The organism is Chromobacterium sp. FG89 (genome assembly GCF_057808735.1).
This window is the reverse complement of record NZ_JBMDIQ010000026.1, coordinates 49,479-70,727: the sequence shown is the minus strand read 5'-3', so window position 1 is coordinate 70,727 and position 21,249 is coordinate 49,479. Positions and strand designations below refer to the sequence as shown.

23 protein-coding genes are annotated in these 21,249 nt (G+C 65.2%); 7 read left to right on the top strand and 16 right to left on the bottom strand.

Going from position 1 to position 21,249, the window contains the following annotated elements; genetic code table 11:
- The 5 genes from ACODRW_RS20730 to ACODRW_RS20710 all read right to left on the bottom strand — a co-directional run.
- On the bottom strand, positions 1–178 hold a 178-nt coding region (locus tag ACODRW_RS20730), incomplete at its 3' end, for an ATP-binding cassette domain-containing protein (protein ID WP_488906587.1).
- Between the two features lie 16 nt (positions 179–194).
- Positions 195–1,259 (bottom strand): ABC transporter permease, encoded by a 1,065-nt coding sequence (locus ACODRW_RS20725; RefSeq protein ID WP_486636933.1) that lies wholly within the window; start codon positions 1,257–1,259, stop codon positions 195–197.
- Positions 1,260–1,275: 16 nt separating this feature from the next.
- Positions 1,276–2,217 (bottom strand): ABC transporter permease, encoded by a 942-nt coding sequence (locus ACODRW_RS20720; RefSeq protein WP_107799093.1) that lies wholly within the window; start codon positions 2,215–2,217, stop codon positions 1,276–1,278.
- Positions 2,218–2,265: 48 nt separating this feature from the next.
- Positions 2,266–4,071 carry an ABC transporter substrate-binding protein gene (locus ACODRW_RS20715; RefSeq protein ID WP_107799094.1) on the bottom strand — a complete coding sequence of 602 codons (1,806 nt, stop codon included), beginning with the start codon at positions 4,069–4,071 and terminating at the stop codon, positions 2,266–2,268.
- 208 nt (positions 4,072–4,279) lie between these two features.
- Positions 4,280–5,113: an SDR family NAD(P)-dependent oxidoreductase gene (locus tag ACODRW_RS20710; protein WP_107799095.1), complete on the bottom strand. Its 834-nt coding sequence runs from the start codon at positions 5,111–5,113 to the stop codon at positions 4,280–4,282.
- A gap of 255 nt (positions 5,114–5,368) precedes the next feature.
- Here ACODRW_RS20710 and ACODRW_RS20705 point away from each other — a divergent pair, with 255 nt between their 5' ends.
- The 4 genes from ACODRW_RS20705 (at position 5,369) to ACODRW_RS20690 (ending at position 9,378) form a co-directional block, all read left to right on the top strand.
- On the top strand, positions 5,369–5,602 hold the full coding sequence (locus tag ACODRW_RS20705) for an exodeoxyribonuclease VII small subunit (protein WP_048412271.1): 234 nt from the start codon (positions 5,369–5,371) through the stop codon (positions 5,600–5,602).
- Entirely contained in the window at positions 5,592–6,488 is an 897-nt protein-coding gene (locus ACODRW_RS20700; protein ID WP_488906585.1) for a polyprenyl synthetase family protein, read from the top strand. The genes ACODRW_RS20705 and ACODRW_RS20700 overlap by 11 nt, the downstream gene beginning before the upstream one ends.
- 13 nt (positions 6,489–6,501) lie before the next feature.
- Positions 6,502–8,352, top strand: a complete 1,851-nt coding sequence (gene dxs / locus ACODRW_RS20695; protein WP_227103849.1) for a 1-deoxy-D-xylulose-5-phosphate synthase — start codon at positions 6,502–6,504, stop codon at positions 8,350–8,352.
- Positions 8,353–8,553: 201 nt separating this feature from the next.
- Complete coding sequence (locus tag ACODRW_RS20690) at positions 8,554–9,378, top strand: hypothetical protein (protein ID WP_235089198.1); 825 nt, start codon at positions 8,554–8,556, stop codon at positions 9,376–9,378.
- Positions 9,379–9,474: 96 nt separating this feature from the next.
- Here ACODRW_RS20690 and ACODRW_RS20685 read toward each other — a convergent pair whose 3' ends face one another.
- Complete coding sequence (locus ACODRW_RS20685; protein ID WP_107799099.1) at positions 9,475–10,257, bottom strand: alpha/beta fold hydrolase; 783 nt, start codon at positions 10,255–10,257, stop codon at positions 9,475–9,477.
- 244 nt (positions 10,258–10,501) lie between these two features.
- Between ACODRW_RS20685 and dsbD the strand changes: the two genes are divergently transcribed.
- The 3 genes from dsbD (at position 10,502) to ACODRW_RS20670 (ending at position 14,117) form a co-directional block, all read left to right on the top strand.
- Positions 10,502–12,262 (top strand): protein-disulfide reductase DsbD, encoded by a 1,761-nt coding sequence (gene dsbD, locus ACODRW_RS20680; RefSeq protein WP_488906586.1) that lies wholly within the window; start codon positions 10,502–10,504, stop codon positions 12,260–12,262.
- Between the two features lie 90 nt (positions 12,263–12,352).
- A complete protein-coding gene (locus tag ACODRW_RS20675; RefSeq protein WP_107799101.1) occupies positions 12,353–13,465 on the top strand; it encodes an AI-2E family transporter in 1,113 nt (370 codons plus the stop codon).
- Positions 13,466–13,493: 28 nt separating this feature from the next.
- A complete protein-coding gene (locus tag ACODRW_RS20670) occupies positions 13,494–14,117 on the top strand; it encodes a LysE family translocator (protein ID WP_107799102.1) in 624 nt (207 codons plus the stop codon).
- A gap of 49 nt (positions 14,118–14,166) precedes the next feature.
- Here ACODRW_RS20670 and ACODRW_RS20665 read toward each other — a convergent pair whose 3' ends face one another.
- From ACODRW_RS20665 to lpxD, 10 genes are all read right to left on the bottom strand, one after another.
- The gene (locus ACODRW_RS20665) at positions 14,167–14,502 is read right to left on the bottom strand and encodes a 2Fe-2S iron-sulfur cluster-binding protein (RefSeq protein WP_488906584.1); all 336 of its coding nucleotides are present in this window, start codon (positions 14,500–14,502) and stop codon (positions 14,167–14,169) included.
- 3 nt (positions 14,503–14,505) lie between these two features.
- Positions 14,506–15,699, bottom strand: a complete 1,194-nt coding sequence (locus ACODRW_RS20660) for a molybdopterin molybdotransferase MoeA (protein ID WP_488906583.1) — start codon at positions 15,697–15,699, stop codon at positions 14,506–14,508.
- Positions 15,686–16,192 (bottom strand): molybdopterin-guanine dinucleotide biosynthesis protein B, encoded by a 507-nt coding sequence (gene mobB, locus ACODRW_RS20655; protein WP_488906582.1) that lies wholly within the window; start codon positions 16,190–16,192, stop codon positions 15,686–15,688. Before mobB ends, ACODRW_RS20660 begins: the two co-directional genes overlap by 14 nt.
- A gap of 226 nt (positions 16,193–16,418) precedes the next feature.
- A complete protein-coding gene (locus ACODRW_RS20650; protein ID WP_048411263.1) occupies positions 16,419–16,631 on the bottom strand; it encodes a hypothetical protein in 213 nt (70 codons plus the stop codon).
- 55 nt (positions 16,632–16,686) lie between these two features.
- Positions 16,687–17,178, bottom strand: a complete 492-nt coding sequence (locus ACODRW_RS20645; RefSeq protein WP_486636925.1) for a DNA-deoxyinosine glycosylase — start codon at positions 17,176–17,178, stop codon at positions 16,687–16,689.
- A complete protein-coding gene (rnhB, locus tag ACODRW_RS20640; RefSeq protein WP_107799107.1) occupies positions 17,175–17,777 on the bottom strand; it encodes a ribonuclease HII in 603 nt (200 codons plus the stop codon). Before rnhB ends, ACODRW_RS20645 begins: the two co-directional genes overlap by 4 nt.
- Complete coding sequence (gene lpxB / locus ACODRW_RS20635; RefSeq protein ID WP_488906581.1) at positions 17,774–18,946, bottom strand: lipid-A-disaccharide synthase; 1,173 nt, start codon at positions 18,944–18,946, stop codon at positions 17,774–17,776. The genes rnhB and lpxB overlap by 4 nt, the downstream gene beginning before the upstream one ends.
- A gap of 5 nt (positions 18,947–18,951) precedes the next feature.
- Positions 18,952–19,728, bottom strand: coding sequence for an acyl-ACP--UDP-N-acetylglucosamine O-acyltransferase (gene lpxA, locus ACODRW_RS20630; RefSeq protein ID WP_253315391.1), 777 nt, complete (start codon positions 19,726–19,728; stop codon positions 18,952–18,954).
- 2 nt (positions 19,729–19,730) lie between these two features.
- On the bottom strand, positions 19,731–20,183 hold the full coding sequence (gene fabZ, locus ACODRW_RS20625; protein WP_019100286.1) for a 3-hydroxyacyl-ACP dehydratase FabZ: 453 nt from the start codon (positions 20,181–20,183) through the stop codon (positions 19,731–19,733).
- Positions 20,176–21,240, bottom strand: a complete 1,065-nt coding sequence (gene lpxD, locus ACODRW_RS20620) for a UDP-3-O-(3-hydroxymyristoyl)glucosamine N-acyltransferase (protein ID WP_488877733.1) — start codon at positions 21,238–21,240, stop codon at positions 20,176–20,178. Before lpxD ends, fabZ begins: the two co-directional genes overlap by 8 nt.
- Between the last annotated feature and the right edge of the window lie 9 nt (positions 21,241–21,249).

The window sequence follows — 21,249 nt, the reverse complement described above, 5'->3', positions numbered from 1 at the left end:
GCATGATGGCCATGGAGGTCACCGATTTGCCGGAGCCGGATTCGCCCACCAAGGCGACGGTGCGCTTGGCCGGGATGTCGAAGCTAACGCCCTTGAGCGCCTGGAAATCGCCGCCGTTCTCCTGACGGAACGCCACTTTGAGATTGCGCACCGACAGCAGGGTCTGGTTCTGAGTCATAGTCTGTTCTCCCCGCTCACTTCGCCGCCGCGCGCGGGTCCAGCGCGTCGCGCAGCGCATCGGTCAACATGCTGAAGGCGGTCACCAGGGTGGACATGAACACCACCACCATGGCCAGCTGCCACCAATAACCCTGCAACAGCTCTTCCGGCACTTCCGCCAGCATGGAGCCCCAGCTCACTTGGCGCACGTCCACGCCGAAGCCGAGGAAGGACAGGATCACTTCGTACTTGATCAGGCCCACCATCAAGAGGGAGAACTGCACCAGCAGCAGGTGGGAGACATTGGGCAGGATGTGGATGAACATGCGGCGGCTGTGGCTGGCGCCGATCGCGTCCGCCGCCTGCACGTACTCGCGCGAGCGGTTCTTGATGAACTCGGCCCGCACCAGGCGGAAGGTGCCGGTCCAGCTGGTCAGCGACAGCACCAGAATGACGGTGGCGATGCCGCGCCCGGCCACGGCGGCGAAGGCGAGCAGCAGCAGCATGTCCGGCACCGAGGTGAACACGCTGTAGAACCACATCAGGAAGTCGTCCACCTTGCGGCCGAAATAGCCGGCCATCGCGCCCAGCGAGGTGCCGATCAGGATGGACAGCAGCGCGCCGAAGAAGCCCACCAGCAGCGAAGTGGCGGTGCCCTTGATCACCTTGTCCAGGATGTCGCGGCCGCGCTGATCCGCGCCGAAGGTCAGCGACGCCACTTTCTTCACTTCCGGCACAGCGTACTGGGCGGCGTGCGGACGCGCGGCTTCCAGCCAGTCGTGGATGGGATCTTCCGACGGTTTCAAGCGTTCGGTGGGCACAATGGCGGTGGACTGGCCGCCGGCCGCGGCCGGCGTTTCCTGCTGGCGGTATTTCTCCAGCAATAAAGTGGGCGGCGCGTAGGAGGCGGCGATTTCGTCGTTCCAGCCGCGGCCGGCCAGATTGAGCCAGCCGGCGGCGGCCAGCAGCATGAAGGCGGCCACCACCCACAGGGAGACGAAGCCGATGCGGTCGCGCTTCAAGCGTTGCCAGCCCAGCGCCCACAGGCTGCGCGAGGGGGCGGCCGGCGGCACGCCGGCGGTGTTTTGCAATGTTGTCATGTTTTGTGCTCCGCGCTCACTTGAGTTGCACGCGTGGATCGATCCACTTGTAGATGATGTCGGCCAGCAGGTTGAACACCATGGCGGCGGCGGCGATGGTCACGGTAATGGCCTTGATCACCGGGAAATCGCTCTTGTCCACCGCCATCAGCAGTTCATTGCCCATGCCGGGAATGCCGAAAAAGCGCTCCAGCAGCATCGAGCCCAGCACCAGGAAGGGCAAGGACATCATCACCGCGGTGACCACCGGGATCAGCGCGTTGCGCAGCACGTGCTTGAACAGCACGGTTTTTTCCGACAAGCCCTTGGCGCGCGCGGTGCGCACGTAGTCGTGGCCCAGTTCTTCCACCACGAAGCTGCGGTAGAAGCGCACATTGGGCGCCAGCGACACCAGCATGCCCAGGATCAGCGGCAGCGGCACATAGATCAGCAAGCTGCGCAGCAGGCTGTCGTCGTCCCAGCCCATCACCGGGAACCAGTCCAGTTTGAAGGCCAGCAGGTATTGGCCGACGATGATGTAGGCCAGCGAGCTGACGGACATGGCCACGGTGCAGATCAGCGTCACCATGCGGTCGGTCAGCGTGCCGCGGTAGTAAGCCACGACGATGGCGATGGGCAGCGCGGTCAGCAGTTCGAACACCAGCAAGGTGCCGGTCAGCGTCAGCGAGGGGCCGATGCGCGAAGCCAGCGTGGCGGTGACGGACTGCTGGGTGGACCAGGAGGTGCCGAAGTCGAAGGTGGCCACTTGCTTGACGAAGAGCCAGAACTGCTGCGGCAGGCTCAGGTCCAGGCCCAGCTGGGCGCGGATATTGGCCATGATTTCCGGCGTCAGGCGTTTGCCGGCCAGGATGTAGGTGGGGTCTCCGCCCACCCAGTTGAACAGCACGAACACCAGCAGCATGACGCCGAACATCGTCGGCACCATCTGCCAGATTCGGCGGATGATGAAATTGAACATCTGCTTCTCCAGAATATAGCGGCGCGGCTGCGCCCCGGATCAAGGCGCTTAGCGGCGCTTGCTCAGGTCGATGTCGACATAACGCCAGGACACCCCAATCGTGGCCAGCGGATGCGGCTTGTAACCCTTGAGATAGTCGTGGCTGACGACGTTTTCGAAGCGGGTCACGCCCAGCACATAGGGCTGGTAAGCGGCCACCACCCGGTTCATGCGGTCGAACAGCGCGTCGCGTTCCGGCCCGTTGGGCAGCACTTGCGACGCCTCATAGGCCTTGTCGAACTCCGGCCGGCTGAAGAAGGGCAGGTTGCCGATGCCGATCTGCTTGGTCCACAGGCCGGTGACGAAGTCGTCGCCGTCCGGAATGGCGGCGGAACCGCCCAAGGACCACATCTGCACCTTGCCGGCGTAGGCGGCCTTGAGGTTTTCATTCCACTTGGCCACTTTGAAGGTGACGCGCAGCTTGATGCTGTCAAAGGCCTTCTGCCAGATCTGGTTGAACTGCTTGTCGAAAGCGCTGCCCTGGGTGGCCTGGGTGATCAGCAGCGGCTGGCCGTTGGGCTGGCGGCGGTAGCCGTCCGGACCGATCTTGTAGCCGGCCTGGTCCAGCAGCGCATTAGCCAGCGCCGGATCGAAGTCCGCCGCGCCGTGAAAGCGCGGATCGTTGCCCACCATGTTCAAGGGCACCAGGTTTTGCAGCTGGATGGCCTGGCCGCTGTACAAGAGCTTGATCACTTCCTTGCTGGGGTAGGCCATGGCGATGGCGCGGCGCAAGGCGATCTTTTGCTTGCTGTAGCCGCCCACCACCGGGTCACGCATATTGAAGAAGGCGTAAGTCAGGTCCATGCCCAGATTGTGGTGCAGGCGGATGCCGCGCTGCGCCAGCGTCGGGTTGAGGCTGGCCTGGAAGGGGTTGGCCTCGCTGCTGTGCACGGTGGACGGGATGGCGGACTTGGGCACGCCGATGTAGTCGATCTGCTTGTTGAGGAAGGACAGCCAGCGCGGCTGTTCTTCTTCTATCACCTTGATGTCCACGCGGCCGATGACAGGCAGGGTCTTGCCGCGCAGTTGCTCGGCGATTTCGCGGTCCTGCGGCGGCGCGTCGGCGGCCGGCTCGTCGGCGAACACTTCCTTGCGGTAGCCAGGATTGGCTTCCAGGATGATGCGGTTGCCCGGCTTCCATTCCTTCAGCACAAACGGCCCGGTGCCCACCGGGTGGGCGTTGGTGTTGCTGTCGTAGGTTTCAATCACCTCGCGCGCCACCGCGCCGCTGAATTTGGCGGCCACGGTGTAGAGGAAGTTGTAATTGGGCTTTTTCAGCGTCAGCTGCAGGGTGTAGCGGTCCAGCGCCTTGATGCCTTCGATAGGCTTGTCGTAGTCGAAGCGCCCTTTCTTGCTGGCGGCGCTGCCCGCCTCCGCCAATCCCAGCACGTAGTCGGTATAGGAAGTGGCGTTGGGCGAGCTGACCTTGGGGTCGGCAAAGCGCTTGATGCTGTAGGCGTAGTCCGCCGCGGTCAGCTCGCGCTTCTTGCCCTTGAAGGCCGGGTCGTCGGCAAAATAAATGCCGGGCCGGACCTTGAAGGTGAACACCTGGCCGTCCGCCGATATCTCCGGCAGGGCCACGGCGGTGCCCGGCTTGAGCTTGAGCGGCCGCGCCAGATAGTCGTACCTGAGCAGATTGTCGAAAATGTTCTCGATCACGCCCAGCGAATAAATATCGCTCATCTTGGCCGGGTCGAATCCGGTCTCGGGCGCCAGGAAGGACACCTTTAGCGTCTTGCTCATATCGGCCGCTTGCGCGGACGCGAGCAGGCCCGCCCCCGCCAGCAGCAGGGGCAGCCATTTCCAGCGATTCATCTCGCTTACTCCTTTGTGTCACGGAGCCGGGAAACCCGGCGTCTCTATTGTTATGCCTGCTCCGGCATGAGGAAATGCCATGAGCAAGTGCCGTGACTGTAAAGCGAATCCGCGGGCTAGATCAACAAGAAACTATCAAAATGGCATCAAAGAAAATACATGTCTATGCATAGAAAAACTCATGCTAAGCCAAGGACTTGGCGCCGCCTCAGGTGGCCGCGCGCAATGCCCAGTCAAAACAACGGGTTGGCAGCAGGCGACGCAGCCACCAATACAATTTGGTGGGGAAAGTCACCCGGTAGCGCGCCGCCGGCTTGGCCGCGGTGATGGCGCGGTGCACCGCCTCCGCCACCGCGCTGGCCGGCAGGGTGAATGGCGCGGCGTGGCCCTCTTTCTTCAGACGCGCCAGCTGCTGCTGATAGGCCTCGCGGTGAAAACTGGCGTCGATGTCCACGTTCTTCAGGAAACGCGCCAGCGCATTGGGGCGGAAACGGCTTTCTATCGGCCCCGGCTCCACCAGGGACACATGGATGTCGGTGCCGTGCAGCTCGTGGCGCAGGGTGTCGCACAGGCCTTCCATCGCGAACTTGCTGGCGTTGTAAGCGCCGCGCCAGCGCATGGCGGCGAAGCCCAGAATGGAGCTGTTGAACACGATGCGGCCATGGCCCTGGGCGCGCATCACTTTGAGCGCGGCGTTGCTCAGCTCCCAGGGGCCGAACAGATTGGTTTCGAACTGCTCGCGCATCGCCGCGCGGCTGATGTCCTCCACCGCGCCCGGCTGGCCGAAGCCCGCGTTGTTGAACAAGGCGTCCAGGCGGCCGCCGGCCAGTTCCACCGCCTGGGCCAGGCCGTCGCGGATGGAATCGGCGTCGTCCACGTCCAGCCGGATGCAAGTCATGCCCTCGCTGCGCAGGCGCTCCACGTCGGCGGCGGCGCGGCAGCTGGCGATCACGCGCCAGCCGCGCTGGGCCAGGATGACGGCGGTGTGGTAGCCGATGCCGCTGGAGCAGCCGGTGATCAGAATGGATGGTTGCGAATGCATGCTGGCCCCTGTCGTTTTCAATTGGCGACACCCTACCGCAAATGTGGGCGGCGGGGAATTGTCCGCTAGGCGCGTTCACTTTCCGCGCCGCCGGCATCTCCACGGCATTCGCGCTTGCCAAAAGCGCTCAATCGCCTCTGTCGCCGCACCGGGAAATTGGACTAGAATGACGGCCTTAAAGAGCCGCCCGCGCCCACGCGACACCGATAGAACACGCACGGTCCGGCCACCACAAAGCACAATAAGGAAAACGCCATGGCTAAAGCCAGCAAAGCGCCGGCCAGTTTCGAAACCGCACTGGCCCAACTGGAAGACATCATCCAGGCGATGGAAAGCGGCGACATGCCGCTGGAAACGGCGCTCGGCTCCTACAAGCAGGGCATAGAATTGATCAAGTTCTGCCAGACCAAACTGGCCGACGCGGAACAGCAGCTGAAAATCCTGGAAAACAACGAACTCAAACCGCTGGAATTGTCCAATGGACAATAAACCGTTCATGGCCTGGATGACCGAGATCCAGCAGCAAGTGGAAGGCGCGCTGGAGCGCCTGCTGCCCTCCCCTCAGCACACGCCGCAAAAATTGCACGAAGCGATGCGCTACGTCTGCCTGGGCGGCGGCAAGCGGGTGCGCCCGCTGCTGGTGTTCGCCGCCGGCGAACTGGTAGGCGCCAGCGCCGACAATCTGGCCCGCATCGGCTCCGCGCTGGAGATGGTCCACGTCTATTCCCTGGTGCACGACGACATGCCCTGTATGGACGACGACGTGCTGCGCCGCGGCAAGCCCACTTGCCACGTGGCTTACGACGAGGCCACCGCGCTCCTGGTGGGCGACGCGCTGCAAACCCTGGCTTTCGACGTGCTCTCCGCGCCCATGGCCGGCGTGGAGGCCTCCGCCCAGCTGGCGATGACGCATACGCTGGCGCGCGCCGCCGGCCACGCCGGCATGGCCGGCGGCCAGGCCATCGATCTGGCCAGCGTGGGCAAGGCGCTGAATCAGCCTGAGCTGGAGTATATGCATTTGCTGAAAACCGGCGCGCTGATCCGCGCGTCGGTGCTGCTGGGCGCCATGGCCGGCCGGCCGCTGAGCGAGAACGAGACCGCCCGCCTGGACGTGTTCGCCAAGCGCATGGGCCTGGCCTTCCAGGTGGTGGACGACGTGCTGGACTGCGAAGCGGACACCGCCACCCTGGGCAAGACCGCCGGCAAGGACGCCGCCCACGACAAGCCCACCTACGTCAGCCTGATGGGGCTGTCCGAAGCCAAGCAGTTTGCCCGCGACTTGCGCGACGAGGCGTTTGCCGCGCTGGAAGGATTTGGCGATTCCGCCCAACGATTGAAGGAACTGGCCGACTACATCGTCGCGCGCTCGTTCTGAGAAGCAGAAAACTATGTATCCCTTGCTCGAGACCATTCAAAGCCCCGCCGACCTGCGCAAGCTGTCGCGCCAGCAGCTTGCGCCGCTGGCCACGGAACTGCGCGACTTCCTGGTGGAAAGCGTCAGCAAGACCGGCGGCCACTTCGCCTCCAACCTGGGCAGCATCGAGCTGACCATCGCCCTGCACTATGTGTTCAACACCCCGGACGACCGCCTGGTGTGGGACGTGGGCCATCAAACCTACCCGCACAAGATTCTGACCGGCCGCCGCGAGCGCATGGGCAGCATGCGCCAGAAAGGCGGCCTGGCCGGCTTTCCCAAGCGCGACGAATCGCCGTACGACACCTTCGGCGTCGGCCATTCCTCCACCTCCATCGGCGCGGCGCTGGGCATGGCGGTGGCCGCCAAGACCCAGGGCATTGAGCGCAAGTGCGTGGCCATCATCGGCGACGGTTCCATGACCGCCGGCCAGGCCTTCGAGGCCCTCAACAACGCCGGCGCGATGGACACCGATCTGCTGGTGGTGCTCAACGACAACGAGATGTCGATCTCGCCCAATGTCGGCGCGCTGAACAACTACCTGGCCAAGCTGATGTCCGGCCGCTTCTACGCGGCGATGCGCGAAGGCTCCAGCAAGGTGCTGGGCATCGCCCCGCCGCTGAAGGAGATCGCCAGCAAGGTGGAGGAGCACGTCAAGGGCTTCTTCACCCCCGGCACCCTGTTCGAGGAGTTCGGCTTCAACTACATCGGCCCGATCGACGGTCACGACGTGGACGTGCTGGTGGACACCCTGAGCAATATCCGCAGCCTCAAGGGCCCGCAGTTCCTGCACATCGTCACCAAGAAGGGCCACGGCTACAAGCTGGCGGAGAGCGACCCGGTCAAATACCACGGCGTCACCAAGTTCGACCCCAGCAACGGCCTGGCCAGCGGCAAGGGCGGCGGCAAGCCGCAATACACCCAGGTGTTCGGTGACTGGATCTGCGACATGGCCAAGCGCGATCCGCGCCTGGTGGGCATCACCCCGGCGATGCGCGAGGGCTCCGGCCTGGTGCGCTTCGAGCAGGAGCACGCGGACCGCTATTACGACGTGGCCATCGCCGAACAGCACGCGGTCACCTTCGCCGCCGGCCTGGCCTGCGACGGCGTCAAGCCGGTGGTGGCGATCTACTCCACCTTCCTGCAGCGCGCTTACGACCAGCTGATCCACGACGTGGCGCTGCAGAATCTGCCGGTGCTGTTCGCCATCGACCGCGCCGGCCTGGTGGGCGCGGACGGCCCCACCCACGCGGGCGCCTTCGATCTGTCCTTCCTGCGCTGCATTCCCAATCTGACGGTGATGGCGCCCTCGGACGAAAACGAATGCCGGCAGATGCTGTACACCGGCTTCCAGATGAATAGCCCGGCCGCGGTGCGCTATCCGCGCGGCACCGGCCCCGGCGCCGAGATCCAGGCCGAGATGACGGCGCTGCCGCTGGGCAAGGGCCTGTTGCGCCGCCAGGGCGAAAAAGTGGCCTTCCTCGCCTTCGGCAGCATGGTGACGCCGGCCCTGGCCGCCGCCGAGGCGCTGAACGCCACCGTGGCCGATATGCGCTTCGTCAAGCCGCTGGACGCGGAACTGGTATGCCGGCTGGCGGAGAGCCACGATCTGATCATCACCGTGGAGGAAAACGTGGTGATGGGCGGCGCCGGCTCGGCCTGTTTGGAGGCGATGCAGGCGATGGGCATCCTCAAACCGGTATTGCAACTGGGCCTGCCGGATGATTACGTGGAGCACGGCGACCCGGCCGGCATGCTGACCGATTGCGGCCTGGACGCCGCCGGCATCGAGCGCAGCGTGCGCCAGCGGCTGGCGATGCTGTAAGTAAAACTTGTCGTCCAACTTCAACGCCCGGCTCCGCCGGGCGTTTTGCTTTGCCCCCTGAGAACCCACGCCAAGCGCCCATGCCGCCCGCCGTCGCTGAAGCGGCGTTCAGCTTTTGTCAGCCGCGCACATTTGCCACCGACATACAATCCATTCAGAGCGCGACACCGCCGCGCCATTCAACCGCAATGGAGTCATTCAATGTCGAACTATTGGGATTATATTGCCGAGTTTAAGAATGATATTGATGAGCTGCTGGAGAAGATCAGACAGCGCACCGATGAACTGTCGCGGGCCAATCATCACATTATCGCCGCCGTGGCCGACGAGAAAGAAAATCCGGCCAAGGGCGTGGTGTTTTATGCGCCGGCCAACCAGGGCAATATCCAGAAGAACAATGCCGGCTGGCAGAAACTCTATATCGAGGCCAAGCCCAAAGGCGACGATCAGGCCGCCTACAATACAGAATTATTCGACAAGATCCGCCACAAACTGAACAGCTTGTCGCCAGCCGAGGCTTTCGGCGCCAAGCTCTTGCTGTCGGACAGCAAGGGCGGCAAGGCCACCATCACCCTGTTCTATCCCACCACCCACATCAAACTGCCCGTCATCAAGCCGCCCATCCCGCTGCCTGCCTGGCTATACACCTGCTACTTCGAGCCCTATATCGAAAACGTGGCCGACAAGCTGAATTCCGCCCTGAATCTCAGCGGCCCTAGCTTCTCCCTGCTCGCTTACTCCGACGAGGACGGCTCGGACGCCAAAGGCGTCATTTATAACAAACTGGGACTGAGCAACCCCGAGCTGGCCCATGTCGGCCATGCTTGGGCGCTGAAAACCTATTCCAGCAAAGCCGGTGGCCGCGACCAAGCCACCTACAAGGCCGAACTGTTCGACAAGATCAAGACCGACCTGAACTCCCTGCCGGAACAGCATCTGTTGTTGGCCCAGCTGTTCTTGACCGACCGCTCCGAAGGTAGAGCCCATATCGCCCTGCTCTACCCGCAAGAGATCCGCCCCATCTAGCCCGCCTGGAAGCGGCGGCGCTTCGCCGCTCAAACGCAAGCCGCAGTCAAAACGGAAGCCCCCGGGCTTCCATTTTTTGCGCCGCGGGATCCCGGCTCAGGCCTCCAGCAGATCCAGGATGCGCCGCGCCGTTTCCACCGGCCGTTCCAGCGGAAACAGATGACTGCCCTGCTGCATCTGCACCTGGATATTGAAGTGCTTGCGCATGAAGCGCAGGTCCGCCGGTTTCAACACGTCGGAGCCGACGCCGGCGATAAAAGCCGCCGGCACTTTCAATTGGCCGCGATAACGCGGAAAATCATGCGGCAGCGAACAATAGATGTCATGTTCGATCCGCGGACGGAATTTAAGCTTGCGTCCACCCTGGCCGTCGTCCACCGTGCCGTGCTCGGCGTAGTCGGCCAGGCAGTCCGGATCGAAGCGGGCGAACATGGACTTGCGGGCGAAGTAGTCGTGAACCATGGCCACCGACGCCCAGTTGTCGCGCCGCTTCAGGGTGTTGCCGCCCGGGGTGATGCGATCGATGAAGCCCAGCTTCTTGGCCAGCCAGATGCCGCGCGAGCGGAACGGCCCCATCAGCGGCGAATCCAGGATCACGATGCGCTTGAACAGCTCCGGCCGGCGCAAGGCCGCGTAGAACATCAGGAAGCCGCCCAGAGAATGGCCGACGCCGACGATAGGGCCCTGATAGTGGCTTTCGATGTGGGCGATGGTTTCCTCCACCAGATGCGGCCAGCAGTCGGTGACCGGATAGGCCGGATCGTGGCCGATGGCGTCGAGGAAGCCCACCTGGCAGCGCTCGCCCAGCGCGTCCAGGAATTTGCGGTAAACCGAGGCCGGGAAACTGTTGGCATGAGCAAAGTGAATCGTTTCTCGCATGATGTCTGGTATTGCGCCCTAGTTTTTATATAAATATTCTATCTTACCGTTTGCCCGTTATTTGAATTTAATGCATATTGTTTTCGCATAGCAAGACGCGGCCGCGACCAAGTCCGCCGCCTTCCGCACCCCGCCCGGCCGCCATGGAACCAAGCCTTCGCGCGCCGGTCATTCAAACGCTAACGACCATAAACCATAGAGTCATCCCGTGCCAATCAACTTATCGCTACTCTCATCCCGGATCGTGGGCTTGCTCGCGGTCACGCTGGCCTGCCTGGGCTTGAGCCTGCCCGCGCACGCCGTCAACCAGGACGACTTGCTGCCGGCCGAACAAGCCTTCGCCGCCAAGGTTGAGCGCGCCGGCGACCAGCTTCAGCTGACGCTGGACGTGGCCCCCGGCTACTACCTGTACCGCGACCGCACCCAGATCAGCAGCCAGCCGGCCAATCTGGTGGGCACGCCGCAATTCCCCGCCGGCAAGGAAAAGAACGACCAGTACTTCGGCAAGCAGACCGTGTTCATCGGCAAGAACGTGGTGACCGTGCCCCTGCAGCCCAATGCGCCGGCCGAATTCGAACTGCAGGTCAAACTGCAAGGCTGCGCCGACGCCGGCGTGTGCTACCCGCCCTACACCCACAAGCTCAAGGTGGGCGGCACGCCGGCCGCCGGCGGCAAGCTGGGCGAATGGCTGTCGGAGGCCTCCCCGCAGGGAAAGTCCTCGGCCGGCAACAATGAGCTGGCAGCCCAGGGTTGGCTGACCACATTGGGCACCTTTCTGCTGGCGGGCATAGGCATGGCCTTCACCGCCTGCATGTATCCGCTGCTGCCCATCGTTTCCTCATTGATTGCCGGCCAGGGCGCAACGCTGACCCGCCGCCGCGGTTTCCTGTTGTCCTTCACCTATGTGCAGGGCCTGGCGCTGACCTATACCCTGGTCGGCGTGGTCGCCGGCCTCACCGGCGCGCTGCTGACCGTGTGGCTGCAACAGCCGGCGGTGGTGCTGAGCGCCAGCGCGCTGATGGTGGTGTTCGCGCTGTCCATGTTCGATCTGTTCACCATCCAGCTGCCGTCGGCGCTGCAGTCGCGGCTGGCCGACACCTCCAACCGCATGTCCGGCGGCAAGTTCGCCACCGTGTTCATCATGGGCGCGCTATCCGCGCTGATCATCGGCCCCTGCGTCGCGCCGCCGCTGGCGCTGGCGCTGGGCTATATCGGCAGCACCGGCGACGCCGCGCTGGGCGGGGCCGCGCTGTACGCGATGGCGCTGGGCCTGGGCCTGCCGTTGATCCTGATCGGCACCTTCGGCGGCCAGGTGCTGCCGCGCGCCGGCGGCTGGATGAAAACCGTCAAGGCCTGCTTCGGCGTGGTGATGCTGGGCCTGGCCGTCTGGCTGGCCACGCCCTTCCTGCCGGGCGCGCTGGTGATGCTGCTGTGGGCCTTGCTGCTGATAGGCAGCGCGGTGTCCCTGGGCGCGCTGGAAGCGCTGCCCGGCAACGCCGGCGCGCCGCGGCGGCTGGGCAAGGCCGCCGGCGTGGCGCTGCTGCTGATAGGCGCGGCCCAATTGGCCGGCCTGCTGGCCGGCGCCGACAACCCGCGCTACCCCTTGCGCTGGCTGGGCCAGGGCCAGGCGGAAGCCAAGGCCGCCGCCGTGTTCCAGCCGGTGGCGAACAGCGCTCAGCTGGACGCGCTGCTGGCCAGGGCCAAGACGGAAGGCAAGCCGCTGCTGCTGGACTTCTACGCCGACTGGTGCGTGTCCTGCAAGGAGATGGAGGCGGAAACCTTCCCGGACGCCGCGGTCAGCCGCCAGATGCAGGGCTATGTGCTGGCCAAGGCCGACGTGACCGCCAACAACGCCGAGCACCAGGCGCTGCTCAAGCGCTTCGGCCTGTTCGGCCCGCCGGGCATCATCCTGTTCGACAAGCTGGGCCAGGAGGCGGACCGCGTGATCGGCTTCACCCCGGCGGAAGCCTTCGCCAAGACCTTGGCGGCGGCGAATCCGCAATAGCCGCAAGCGCCAATTGCATTCACGCCCATTGCATTGCAGAATCAGCGGGCCGATCTTCCGATCGGCCCGTTTTCATTTTCCGAGAGCCCCATGGCCATCAATAAAGCGTTCTCCAATGTCAGCATTCTGGCCGTGTTCCAGATCGCCATCATCGCCCTGCTGGTGATGTCTTGCCTGCGCGTGATCCAACCCTTTCTCGGCGCCCTGACCTGGGCCTCCATCATCGCCATTTCCGCCTGGCCGCTGCATTGCCGGCTGCGGCAAAAACTGGGGGAGCGCCACAAGCTGGCCGCCCTGCTCATCGTGTTGGCGCTGGCGCTGGCGCTGGCCATTCCCATCGGCCTGATGGCGCTGACGCTGGCGGACACCCTGCCCCATCTGTCCGGCCTCACCCATGATCTGACCCAGCTGACCCTGCCCAACGCGCCGGCCTGGCTGGCCAATATCCCGGTGGTAGGCGAAAGCCTGCAAAAGCTGTGGGGCAGCGTGCAGGCCGACCTGCCCGGCTTCTTCGAAAAGATCCGCCCGGCGGTGAACCAGGGCGCGCTGTGGCTGTTGTCCGGCGGCGCCAATCTCAGCCTGAGCCTGCTGGAGATCGTGCTGGCCATCATCGTGTCCGGCCTGCTGTTGATCAACGGCGACCGGCTGTGGGACATGGTGGAGCTGATCGTGATCAAGCTGGGCGGCGCGCCGGCCGGCGAACTGCCGGACGTGATCGCCCGCACCATACGCAGCGTCACCACCGGGGTGGTGGGCACCGCGCTGGCGCAGACCATTCTGTGCGTGATCGGCCTCTTGATCGCCGGCGTGCCCGGCGCGCTGGTGCTGGGCTTCCTTTGCTTCATCGTCGCGGTGGCGCAGATGCCGACGCTGATCGTCTGGCTGCCGGCCGCCGCCTGGGTGTTTTACATCGGCAACACCGGCCTGGGCATCTTTCTACTGGTCTGGGGCTTTTTGCTGATCAACACCATAGACAACATCCTGAAGCCCTTGCTGATCAGCCAGGGCGCGCAGATGCCGCTGTCGCTGATCTTCCTGGGCGTGATCGGCGGCCTGATCGCCTGGGGGGTGATAGGCCTGTTCATCGGCCCCACCCTGCTGGCGGTGGCCCTGACCATGCTGCGCCACTGGCTGCGCCCGGAATGTCCGGAACCCAAGGCCGGCGAGGCCGAAGCGCGCGGCGAGCGGCAGACCGCGGATTAAGAGATCGATACCGGACGGAGGCTTGTTCATGACTTTCGCCACCCTGCTCGCCTTCGCCTTCATCATGTCCGTCGGCATTCTCACCCCGGGGCCGACGGTGTTGCTCGCGCTGAGCAACGGTTCCCGCTTCGGCCTGCGCTACGCGCTGTACGGCATGCTGGGCGCGGTCTTGGCCGACTTGCTGCTGGTGCTATTGGTGGGTCTGGGTTTCGGCGCGCTGCTGGCGGCGTCCGAAACGCTATTTCAGATCGTCAAATGGCTGGGCGTGGCCTTTCTCGCCTATGTCGGCCTGCAGATGCTGCGCGCCAAAGGCGGGCCGGCCTTGATCCGAGACGCCGCGCGCCAGCCTTCGCGCTGGGCCGCCGTCGCCAAAAGCTTTTCCGTGGCCATGGGCAACCCCAAGTATTATTTCTTCATGTCCGCGCTATTGCCTCAGTTCGTCTCGCCGGCCGAAGCCCAGTTGCCCCAGTACCTGGCCTTGGCCGCGGTGATCGTGGCGATAGACGTGCTGGCGATGAGCGGCTACGCGCTGCTGGGCGCGAAGTCTCTGCAACTGTGGCGGGAAAACGGCGTGAAGTGGCTGAACCGGATCAGCGGCGGCGCCTTGCTGGCCTTGGCGGGGTCGATCGCGCTGTACCGCAGGAGCGCTTGAGCGCCCAATGCCATAAACAAGGGCCCCTACGGGCCCTTTTTGTTGGCGCTCAAAACGCCGGACACTCCACTTCCCAATCGTCCTCGCTCAGATGCAGATGGCAGGCCAGCCGCCAAGGCCGCGCCTCGGTCCAGCATTCGCTGGCGGCCTGAGCGGCGTCTATGACGCCGGCGCGCAGCAGCACATTGCGTTCCTTGCGGCTGGGCCGCTGCTCCGCCTCCGGCGTCGCCAGCCTCACCTTGCAGGTGCCGCAAGTGCCCTGGCCGCAACGCCAGTGCAGGGGCACGTCCGCCAGCCGCGCCAGGTCCAGCAGATTGTCTCCGGGCATGGCCTGCTGCTCGCCGAGCAGCGCGCCGGTTTCATCGACGAAGCGGATGGTGGGCACGGCTTACTGCACCAGCGGCAGATAGGCCAGCATGTCGCCGCGCGCCACCGCCTGGCCCGGCTCCAGCCGCACCAGGCCGTCGGCCCAGGCGCAGGACATCAGCACGCCGGAGCCTTGCTGCGGGTACAGTTCCAGCTGCCAGCGGCCGTCGACGCACACGCGCCGCACGCGGATGAATTCGCTGCGGCGCGCGTCCGGCCGGGTCCAGTCGAAGGCCGCCGGATACGGGCCTTCCGGCGCCAGCGCCGAGACCGGCAGGCCGGCGCGCCGTTCCAGGAAGGCGCGCGCCAGCACCTGGAAGGTGACGAAGCCGGACACCGGATTGCCCGGCAGGCCGATGAAGTCAGCCTGCCCCACCTTGCCGTAAGCCAGCGGCTTGCCCGGCTTGATCGCCAGTTTCCACAGGTCCAGCGAGCCCTCGGCCTCCACCGCGGCCTTGACGTGGTCTTCCTCGCCCACCGACACCCCGCCGCAGGTCATGATCACGTCGGCGGCGTCGGCGGCGTCGCGCAGCGCCTCTCGGGTGGCGCCCAGGGAATCGCGGACGATGCCCAGATCGATCACCTCGCAGCCCAGGCGCATCAGCGCCGGCGCCAGCCAGTAGCGGTTGGAGTTGTAGATCTGGCCGGCGGCCAGCGGCCGGCCCGGCTCCACCAGTTCGTCGCCGGTGAAGAACACCGCCACCCGCAGCGGGCGGCGCACCGTCAGCGTTTCCACGCCGATGGACGCGGCCAGGCCGATGTCGGCCGGGTTCAGCACTTTGCCGGCCGGCAGGATTTCCTGGCCGGCGCGGATGTCCTCGCCGCGACGGCGGATATTCTGGCCGACGCTGGCCGGCTGGCTGAAGCTCACCGTGCCGTCGGCGGCGGTTTCCGCCTGTTCCTGCATGATGACGACGTCGGCGCCGGGCGGAATGGGCGCGCCGGTGAAGATGCGCGCCACGCTGCCGGCAATCAATGCCTGCGGCACGCTGCCGGCCGGCACCCGCTGCGACACCGGCATCGCCGCCGCTTGTTCGTCGGCGCGCAAGGCGTAGCCGTCCATCGCGCTATTGTCGTGCGGCGGCACGTCCAGCGTGGCCAGCACAGGCTCGGCCAGCACGCGGCCGGCGGCGGCCAGCAATTCGACTTGTTCGGTGGCGCTCAGCGGCTGGGCGCGCTCCAGCAGCCAGTCACGGGCTTGTTCAAAGCTCAGCATGGGGCAGATCCAATCGTGAAATCAGGAAGGCGGCGACGGCGTCGACGTCGTCGCGGTGAAACCAGGGAAGGTCCAGCGTTTGCGGCAGATCGCTGACCACGGCCAGCACCTGTCCATCGTGCGGATGCAGCGCCGGCGCGGCCAGCGCGCTGTTGACCACTTCTATCTTGGGAATGGCTTCGTGCTTGAAGCCTTCGGCCAATACCAGATCGCAAGGACCCAGCATCGCCAGGTGGGCGGCCAGCGGCAGATCGTTGCTGTCCGCCAACTCCTCCACCAGCATGCGGCGGCGGGCCGAGGCCAACAGCACTTGCGCAGCGCCGGCCTGGCGATGCCGCCAGCTGTCCTTGCCCGGCGTGTCCCAGTCCACGTCGTGGTGGGTGTGTTTGACCACGGCGACGCGCAGGCCGCGGGCGGTCAGACGGGGAATCAGTTTTTCCAGCAAGGTGGTCTTGCCGCTGCCGGAATAGCCGGCGAAACCCAATACATGCATAGCGCCGACGCCCCCATAAAGATTCAGGCGGCCATGATAGCATGGCCGCCTGCGGGCTTGACTCCTACCAAAGAGCTAGCCGCCTAGAGCATGTTTACGATCCTGCGAGCTAGAGCGAGACAAGGCGAAAACAGCTGAGAAAGCGGAGCGTACATACAGTACGTGAGCATTTCGAAGTTGTTTTCAACGCCGTATCGCCGAAGCGCAGCAGATCGTAAACGGGCTCTTAGGCCGCGTGAGCGAGCTTACCGGCCTGCTCCGGCGTCTCAAAACGTTTCCAGTCCACGATCATCACCTGGGTCAGGCCGCAGTCCACCGCCAGCTGCGCCTCGATCTCCTCCAGCACCTGATGGCAATGGATCACGCCGTTGATCACCACTTCGGCCCGGCGCATCACGCTGTCGTCCGGCGTGACAAACCATATGCAGTAATGGCCCATATTCGCTCCCCCAGGTGGTTTCATCGCGACGGCCGACGCATTGTCCCGCCGTCAACTACAAATATCGTCCCAGTTGCCGCCAAACTTCAAGTTTTCTGTCAAAGGCCAGGGTATGCGCCGGGCTGGAAGAAGGCAAGGCCAGGATGTCCAGCCCCAGACCGTCCAGCTGTGCGGCCGCGCGCGCGGCGGTGGCGCCGTTGAAGGCGACCGCGCGCAGCCGCGGCAGGCTTTGCGCCAGTTCGCGCAGATCGTTGGCCTGCTGATCGCGGATGTCGGCGTCCAGGCTGCCGCGCCGCCGCGCGCTGGCGATCACGTCCCACAAGGCCACGCCGGCCTGTTGCAGCGCGTTCAGACGTTCGGCGTAGGCCAGCTCGACCAGCGGCCGGCCGGTGATCGCCTGCAGCAGCGGCCAGAATTGATTGCGGGGATGAGCGTAGTACTGGCCGGCCTGCAAGGAGGCGTCGCCGGGCAAGGAGCCCAGCACCAAGACGCGGGCGTCCGGCCGCGCCACCGGCGGGAAACAGGATTTGGCGGCCGCGCCGCTCAAAACAGCTGTCCCTGCTGACGCAGCAACCAGGCCTTGACCGGGCCGAAGCTTTTGCGATGCGCCGGCAAGGCGCCGTGCTGCTCCAGCGCGGCCAGGTGTTCGGCGGTGGGGTAGCCTTTGTGGCGGGCGAAGCCGTATTGCGGATGCAGAGCGTCCAGCGCCACCAGTTCGGCGTCGCGCGCGGTCTTGGCCAGGATGGAGGCGGCGGAGATGGCCGCCACCTTGGCGTCGCCCTTGACGATGGCTTCTCCCGGCACCGGCAGGCCCTTGGGCACGCGGTTGCCGTCGATCAGCGCGCGCGTCGCCTGCGGCTGCAGGCCTTGCACCGCCCGCGTCATCGCCAGCATGGTGGCGTGCAGGATGTTGAGCGTGTCGATTTCCTCGACGCTGGCGCTGGCGATGCACCAGGCCAGCGCGTCGCGCTTGATCAGCGGCGCCAGTTCATCGCGGCGGGCCTCGCTCAGCACTTTGGAATCGGCCAGGCCGGCGATGGGCTTGGCCGGGTCCAGAATCACCGCGGCGGCGAACACCGCGCCGGCCAGCGGACCGCGGCCGGCTTCGTCGACGCCGGCGATCCGCTCCAGATCCAGCCCGCTCATTGCCGCCCCGCCACTTGCAACACCGCGTCCGCGGCCAGCGCGGCGGTGTCCTGGCGCAGCGACTGATGCAGCTCGGTGAAGGTCTGCACCATCTCGCGGCGCGCGTCCTGATCTTCGTACAGCCTTTGCATCTCCGCCGCCAGCTTGGCCGGCGTGGCCTGTTTCTGCAGCAGTTCCGGCACCACGAAGCGGCCGCACAGGATATTGGGCAGGCCGACGTAGGGCAGACGGATCTTGCGTTTGACCAGGCGGTAAGTCAGCGGGGACAGCTTGTAGCTGATCACCATCGGCTTCTTGGTCAACGCCACTTCCAGCGTGGCGGTGCCGCTGGTGACCAGCACCGCGTCGCTGGCGATCATCGCCATCTGCGCGTGGCCGAACAGCTTGCGCAAGGGCAGATCCCAGCCCTTGCAGCGGCTCAACATGCGGTCGAACAGCTCCATGGTGGGGCGGGTGGCCAGCGGCACCAGGAACTGGGCGTCCGGATAGCTTTTCAGCAGCAGCTTGGCGGTTTCGATGTACAGCGGCGCCATGTGCTCCAGTTCGCCGATGCGGCTGCCCGGCATCAGGGTGAACACCGGCGCACGCTGCGGCAGCCCCAGCTGCTCGCGCATCGCGCTCTGGTCCGGCCGCAGCGGAATCTCGCTGGCCAGCGGGTGGCCGACATAGGTGACCGGCACCCCGGCCTGACGGTATAAAGGCGGCTCCATCGGGAACAGGCACAGCATGTGGCTGACGCTGCGGCCTATCTTCTGCACCCGCTCCGGCCGCCAGGCCCAGACCGAGGGGCTGACGTAGTGAACGGTGGGAATGCCGGCGCGCTTGAGCGCGGCCTCCAGGTCCAGATTGAAGTCCGGCGCGTCGATGCCGATGAAAACGTCCGGCTTTTCCGCGATCAGGCGGTCGCGCAGGGTGCGGCGGATGCGCAGCAGTTCCGGCAGGCGCTTGAGCACCTCGGCGTAACCCATCACCGCCAGCCGGCTTTGCGGCGCGTGGCTGACAAAGCCTCTGGCCTCCATCCGCGGGCCGCCGATGCCGGCGAACTCGATGTCGGGATAGCGCGCCAGCAGCGCGTCCATCAGGTGGGCGGCAAGAAGGTCGCCAGAGGCTTCCCCAGCCACCATGGCGACCTTCAGTGCCCGCTTGCTTTTAAACAAAGTGTCGGGCATGGATCTCAGCGAATGATGCCTCTGGCGGACTGGCCAAAGAAGCGGGTGAACGGAGCCAGTTCATCGTGGCCGGCGGCGGCTTCCTCCAGGATGGCGGCCTTGGCGTCCTCAAACGACAGGCCCTGACGGTACAGCGTCTTGTAGGCGCCCCGCACGCGGCGGATCTGCTCGGCGCTGAAGCCGCGGCGCTTCATGCCTTCGGCGTTGATGCCGGAGGGCACCGCGCGGTTGCCGTGCGCCATCACGAAAGGCGGCACGTCCTGGGCCACGGCGCTGGCGAAGGCGGTCATCGCGTGCTCGCCGATGATGGCGAACTGGTGCACGCTGGTGAAGCCGCCCAGAATCACCCAGTCGCCCAGCTGCACGTGGCCGGCCAGCGTGGCGTTGTTGGCCAGGATCACGTTATTGCCCACCTGGCAGTCATGCGCGACGTGCACATAGGCCATCACCCAGTTGTCGTTGCCGACGCGGGTCACGCCCGCGTCCTGGGCGGTGCCGGTGTTGAAGGTGCAGAATTCGCGAATGGTGTTGTTGTCGCCGATTTCCAGACGGGTCGGCTCGCCGGCGTACTTCTTGTCCTGCGGCTGGGCGCCCAGCGAACAGAACTGGAAGATGCGATTGTTCTTGCCGATGGCGGTGTGGCCCTCGATCACCACGTGAGGGCCCACCCAGCTGCCGCTGCCGATGCTGACGTTGGGGCCGATGATGGTGTAAGGGCCGATTTCCACGTCGTCGGCGATCTGAGCCTTGGGGTCGACGATGGCGGTTGGATGGATGGCCATGATCACACCTCGCGCTTGGCGCACATGATTTCGGCTTCGCAAGCCAGTTGGCCGTCCACCAGCGCACGGGCGGAATACTTGCCGATGCCGCGCTTGCTGGTGATCAGTTCCACTTCGAAGGTCAGCTGGTCGCCCGGCACCACTTGGCGCTTGAAGCGGGCGTTGTCGATGCCGACGAAGAAATACAGCTCGTTCTCGGCGCGCTCGCCCTGGCTGCGGATGGCCAGGATGCCGGCGGCCTGGGCCATCGCCTCGATGATCAGCACGCCCGGCATCACCGGGTATTGCTCGAAGTGGCCGACGAAGAACGGCTCGTTGATGGTGACGTTCTTCAGCGCCTTGATGCGCTTGTTTTCCTCGAACTCGGTGACACGGTCCACCAGCAGGAAAGGATAGCGATGCGGCAGATAGCGCATGATCTCGCGGACATCGATGGTGACGGCGTGTTCAGACATTGGGGGATTCCTCCTGATTCTTCATTTCTTTGAGCTCGCGCTCGAGCTGCTTGAGCCGCTTGGCCATATCGTCCAGATGACGGACGTGCACGGCGTTGGCCAGCCACTCTTTCATAGGTTGCAAGGGGTAAGACGAGGCGTAAGTGCCCGGCGTCTTGATCGACTTCGACACCAGGGTGCCGCCGCCGATATGGGTTTTGTCCGTAATCTCGATGTGGCCGACGAACATCGCCGCGCCGCCCACGGTGCAATAAGCGCCGATCTTGGCGCTGCCGGCGATGCCGACGCAGCCGGCGATGGCGGAATGCTCGCCGATCTGCACGTTATGGGCGATCTGCACCAGATTATCCACCTTGGCGCCCTTGCGGATCACGGTGTCCGCCATCGCGCCGCGGTCCACCGTGGTGTTGGCGCCGATTTCCACGTCGTCCTCAATGATGACGCGGCCGGTTTGCGGAATTTTGAACCAGTGATCCTTATCCCAGGCCAGGCCGAAGCCGTCGGCGCCGATCACGCTGCCGGAGTGCACGCCCACGCGGTGGCCCAGCACGCAGCCGTGATAAAGCGTGACGTTGGGATACAAGACCACGTCGTCGCCCAGCACGCAGTCGTCGCCCACCACCACGCCCGGCATCAGCCGGCAGCGCTCGCCGATGACCGCGTTGCGGCCGATGCTGACGTGCTCGCGCACCTCCGCGCTGGCCGCCACCCGCGCGCCCTCGCCCAGCACCGCGCTGGGATGCACGCCGGCGCGGGCCAGCGGCTGCGGGTGGAATAGCGCGGCCAGCCGCGCGAAGTAGAGATAAGGGTCCGCGGCGACGATCCAGGAGCGCTGCTTCCAGACCTCGGTCTGCGCCAGCTCTTCCGCCATCTTGGGCGCGACGATCACCGCGCTGGCGGCGCTGTCGTCCAGCTGCTTGCGATACTTGGGATTGGCCAGAAAGGCGATGTCGCCGGCCGCGGCCGCTTCCAGCGGCGCCAGGCGGCCCACCGTCAGGTCCGAGCCGGCCAGTTCGCCGCCCAGCTGCCCGGTAATGAATGAGAGGGTATAAGCCATCAAAAACGA

Excerpts from the sequence above, each read along its gene's own strand:
- ACODRW_RS20705 (WP_048412271.1), top strand. The coding sequence starts at position 5,369 with ATGGCTAAAGCCAGCAAAGCGCCGGCCAGTTTCGAAACCGCACTGGCC.
- lpxA (WP_253315391.1), bottom strand. The coding sequence starts at position 19,728 with ATGGCCATCCATCCAACCGCCATCGTCGACCCCAAGGCTCAGATCGCC.
- fabZ (WP_019100286.1), bottom strand. The coding sequence starts at position 20,183 with ATGTCTGAACACGCCGTCACCATCGATGTCCGCGAGATCATGCGCTAT.
- ACODRW_RS20685 (WP_107799099.1), bottom strand. The coding sequence starts at position 10,257 with ATGCGAGAAACGATTCACTTTGCTCATGCCAACAGTTTCCCGGCCTCG.
- ACODRW_RS20650 (WP_048411263.1), bottom strand. The coding sequence starts at position 16,631 with ATGGGCCATTACTGCATATGGTTTGTCACGCCGGACGACAGCGTGATG.
- ACODRW_RS20670 (WP_107799102.1), top strand. The coding sequence starts at position 13,494 with ATGACTTTCGCCACCCTGCTCGCCTTCGCCTTCATCATGTCCGTCGGC.
- dxs (WP_227103849.1), top strand. The coding sequence starts at position 6,502 with ATGTATCCCTTGCTCGAGACCATTCAAAGCCCCGCCGACCTGCGCAAG.
- ACODRW_RS20700 (WP_488906585.1), top strand. The coding sequence starts at position 5,592 with ATGGACAATAAACCGTTCATGGCCTGGATGACCGAGATCCAGCAGCAA.
- lpxD (WP_488877733.1), bottom strand. The coding sequence starts at position 21,240 with ATGGCTTATACCCTCTCATTCATTACCGGGCAGCTGGGCGGCGAACTG.
- ACODRW_RS20690 (WP_235089198.1), top strand. The coding sequence starts at position 8,554 with ATGTCGAACTATTGGGATTATATTGCCGAGTTTAAGAATGATATTGAT.
- ACODRW_RS20725 (WP_486636933.1), bottom strand. The coding sequence starts at position 1,259 with ATGACAACATTGCAAAACACCGCCGGCGTGCCGCCGGCCGCCCCCTCG.
- ACODRW_RS20715 (WP_107799094.1), bottom strand. The coding sequence starts at position 4,071 with ATGAATCGCTGGAAATGGCTGCCCCTGCTGCTGGCGGGGGCGGGCCTG.
- ACODRW_RS20660 (WP_488906583.1), bottom strand. The coding sequence starts at position 15,699 with ATGCTGAGCTTTGAACAAGCCCGTGACTGGCTGCTGGAGCGCGCCCAG.
- ACODRW_RS20675 (WP_107799101.1), top strand. The coding sequence starts at position 12,353 with ATGGCCATCAATAAAGCGTTCTCCAATGTCAGCATTCTGGCCGTGTTC.
- ACODRW_RS20710 (WP_107799095.1), bottom strand. The coding sequence starts at position 5,113 with ATGCATTCGCAACCATCCATTCTGATCACCGGCTGCTCCAGCGGCATC.
- rnhB (WP_107799107.1), bottom strand. The coding sequence starts at position 17,777 with ATGAGCGGGCTGGATCTGGAGCGGATCGCCGGCGTCGACGAAGCCGGC.
- ACODRW_RS20720 (WP_107799093.1), bottom strand. The coding sequence starts at position 2,217 with ATGTTCAATTTCATCATCCGCCGAATCTGGCAGATGGTGCCGACGATG.
- mobB (WP_488906582.1), bottom strand. The coding sequence starts at position 16,192 with ATGCATGTATTGGGTTTCGCCGGCTATTCCGGCAGCGGCAAGACCACC.
- lpxB (WP_488906581.1), bottom strand. The coding sequence starts at position 18,946 with ATGCCCGACACTTTGTTTAAAAGCAAGCGGGCACTGAAGGTCGCCATG.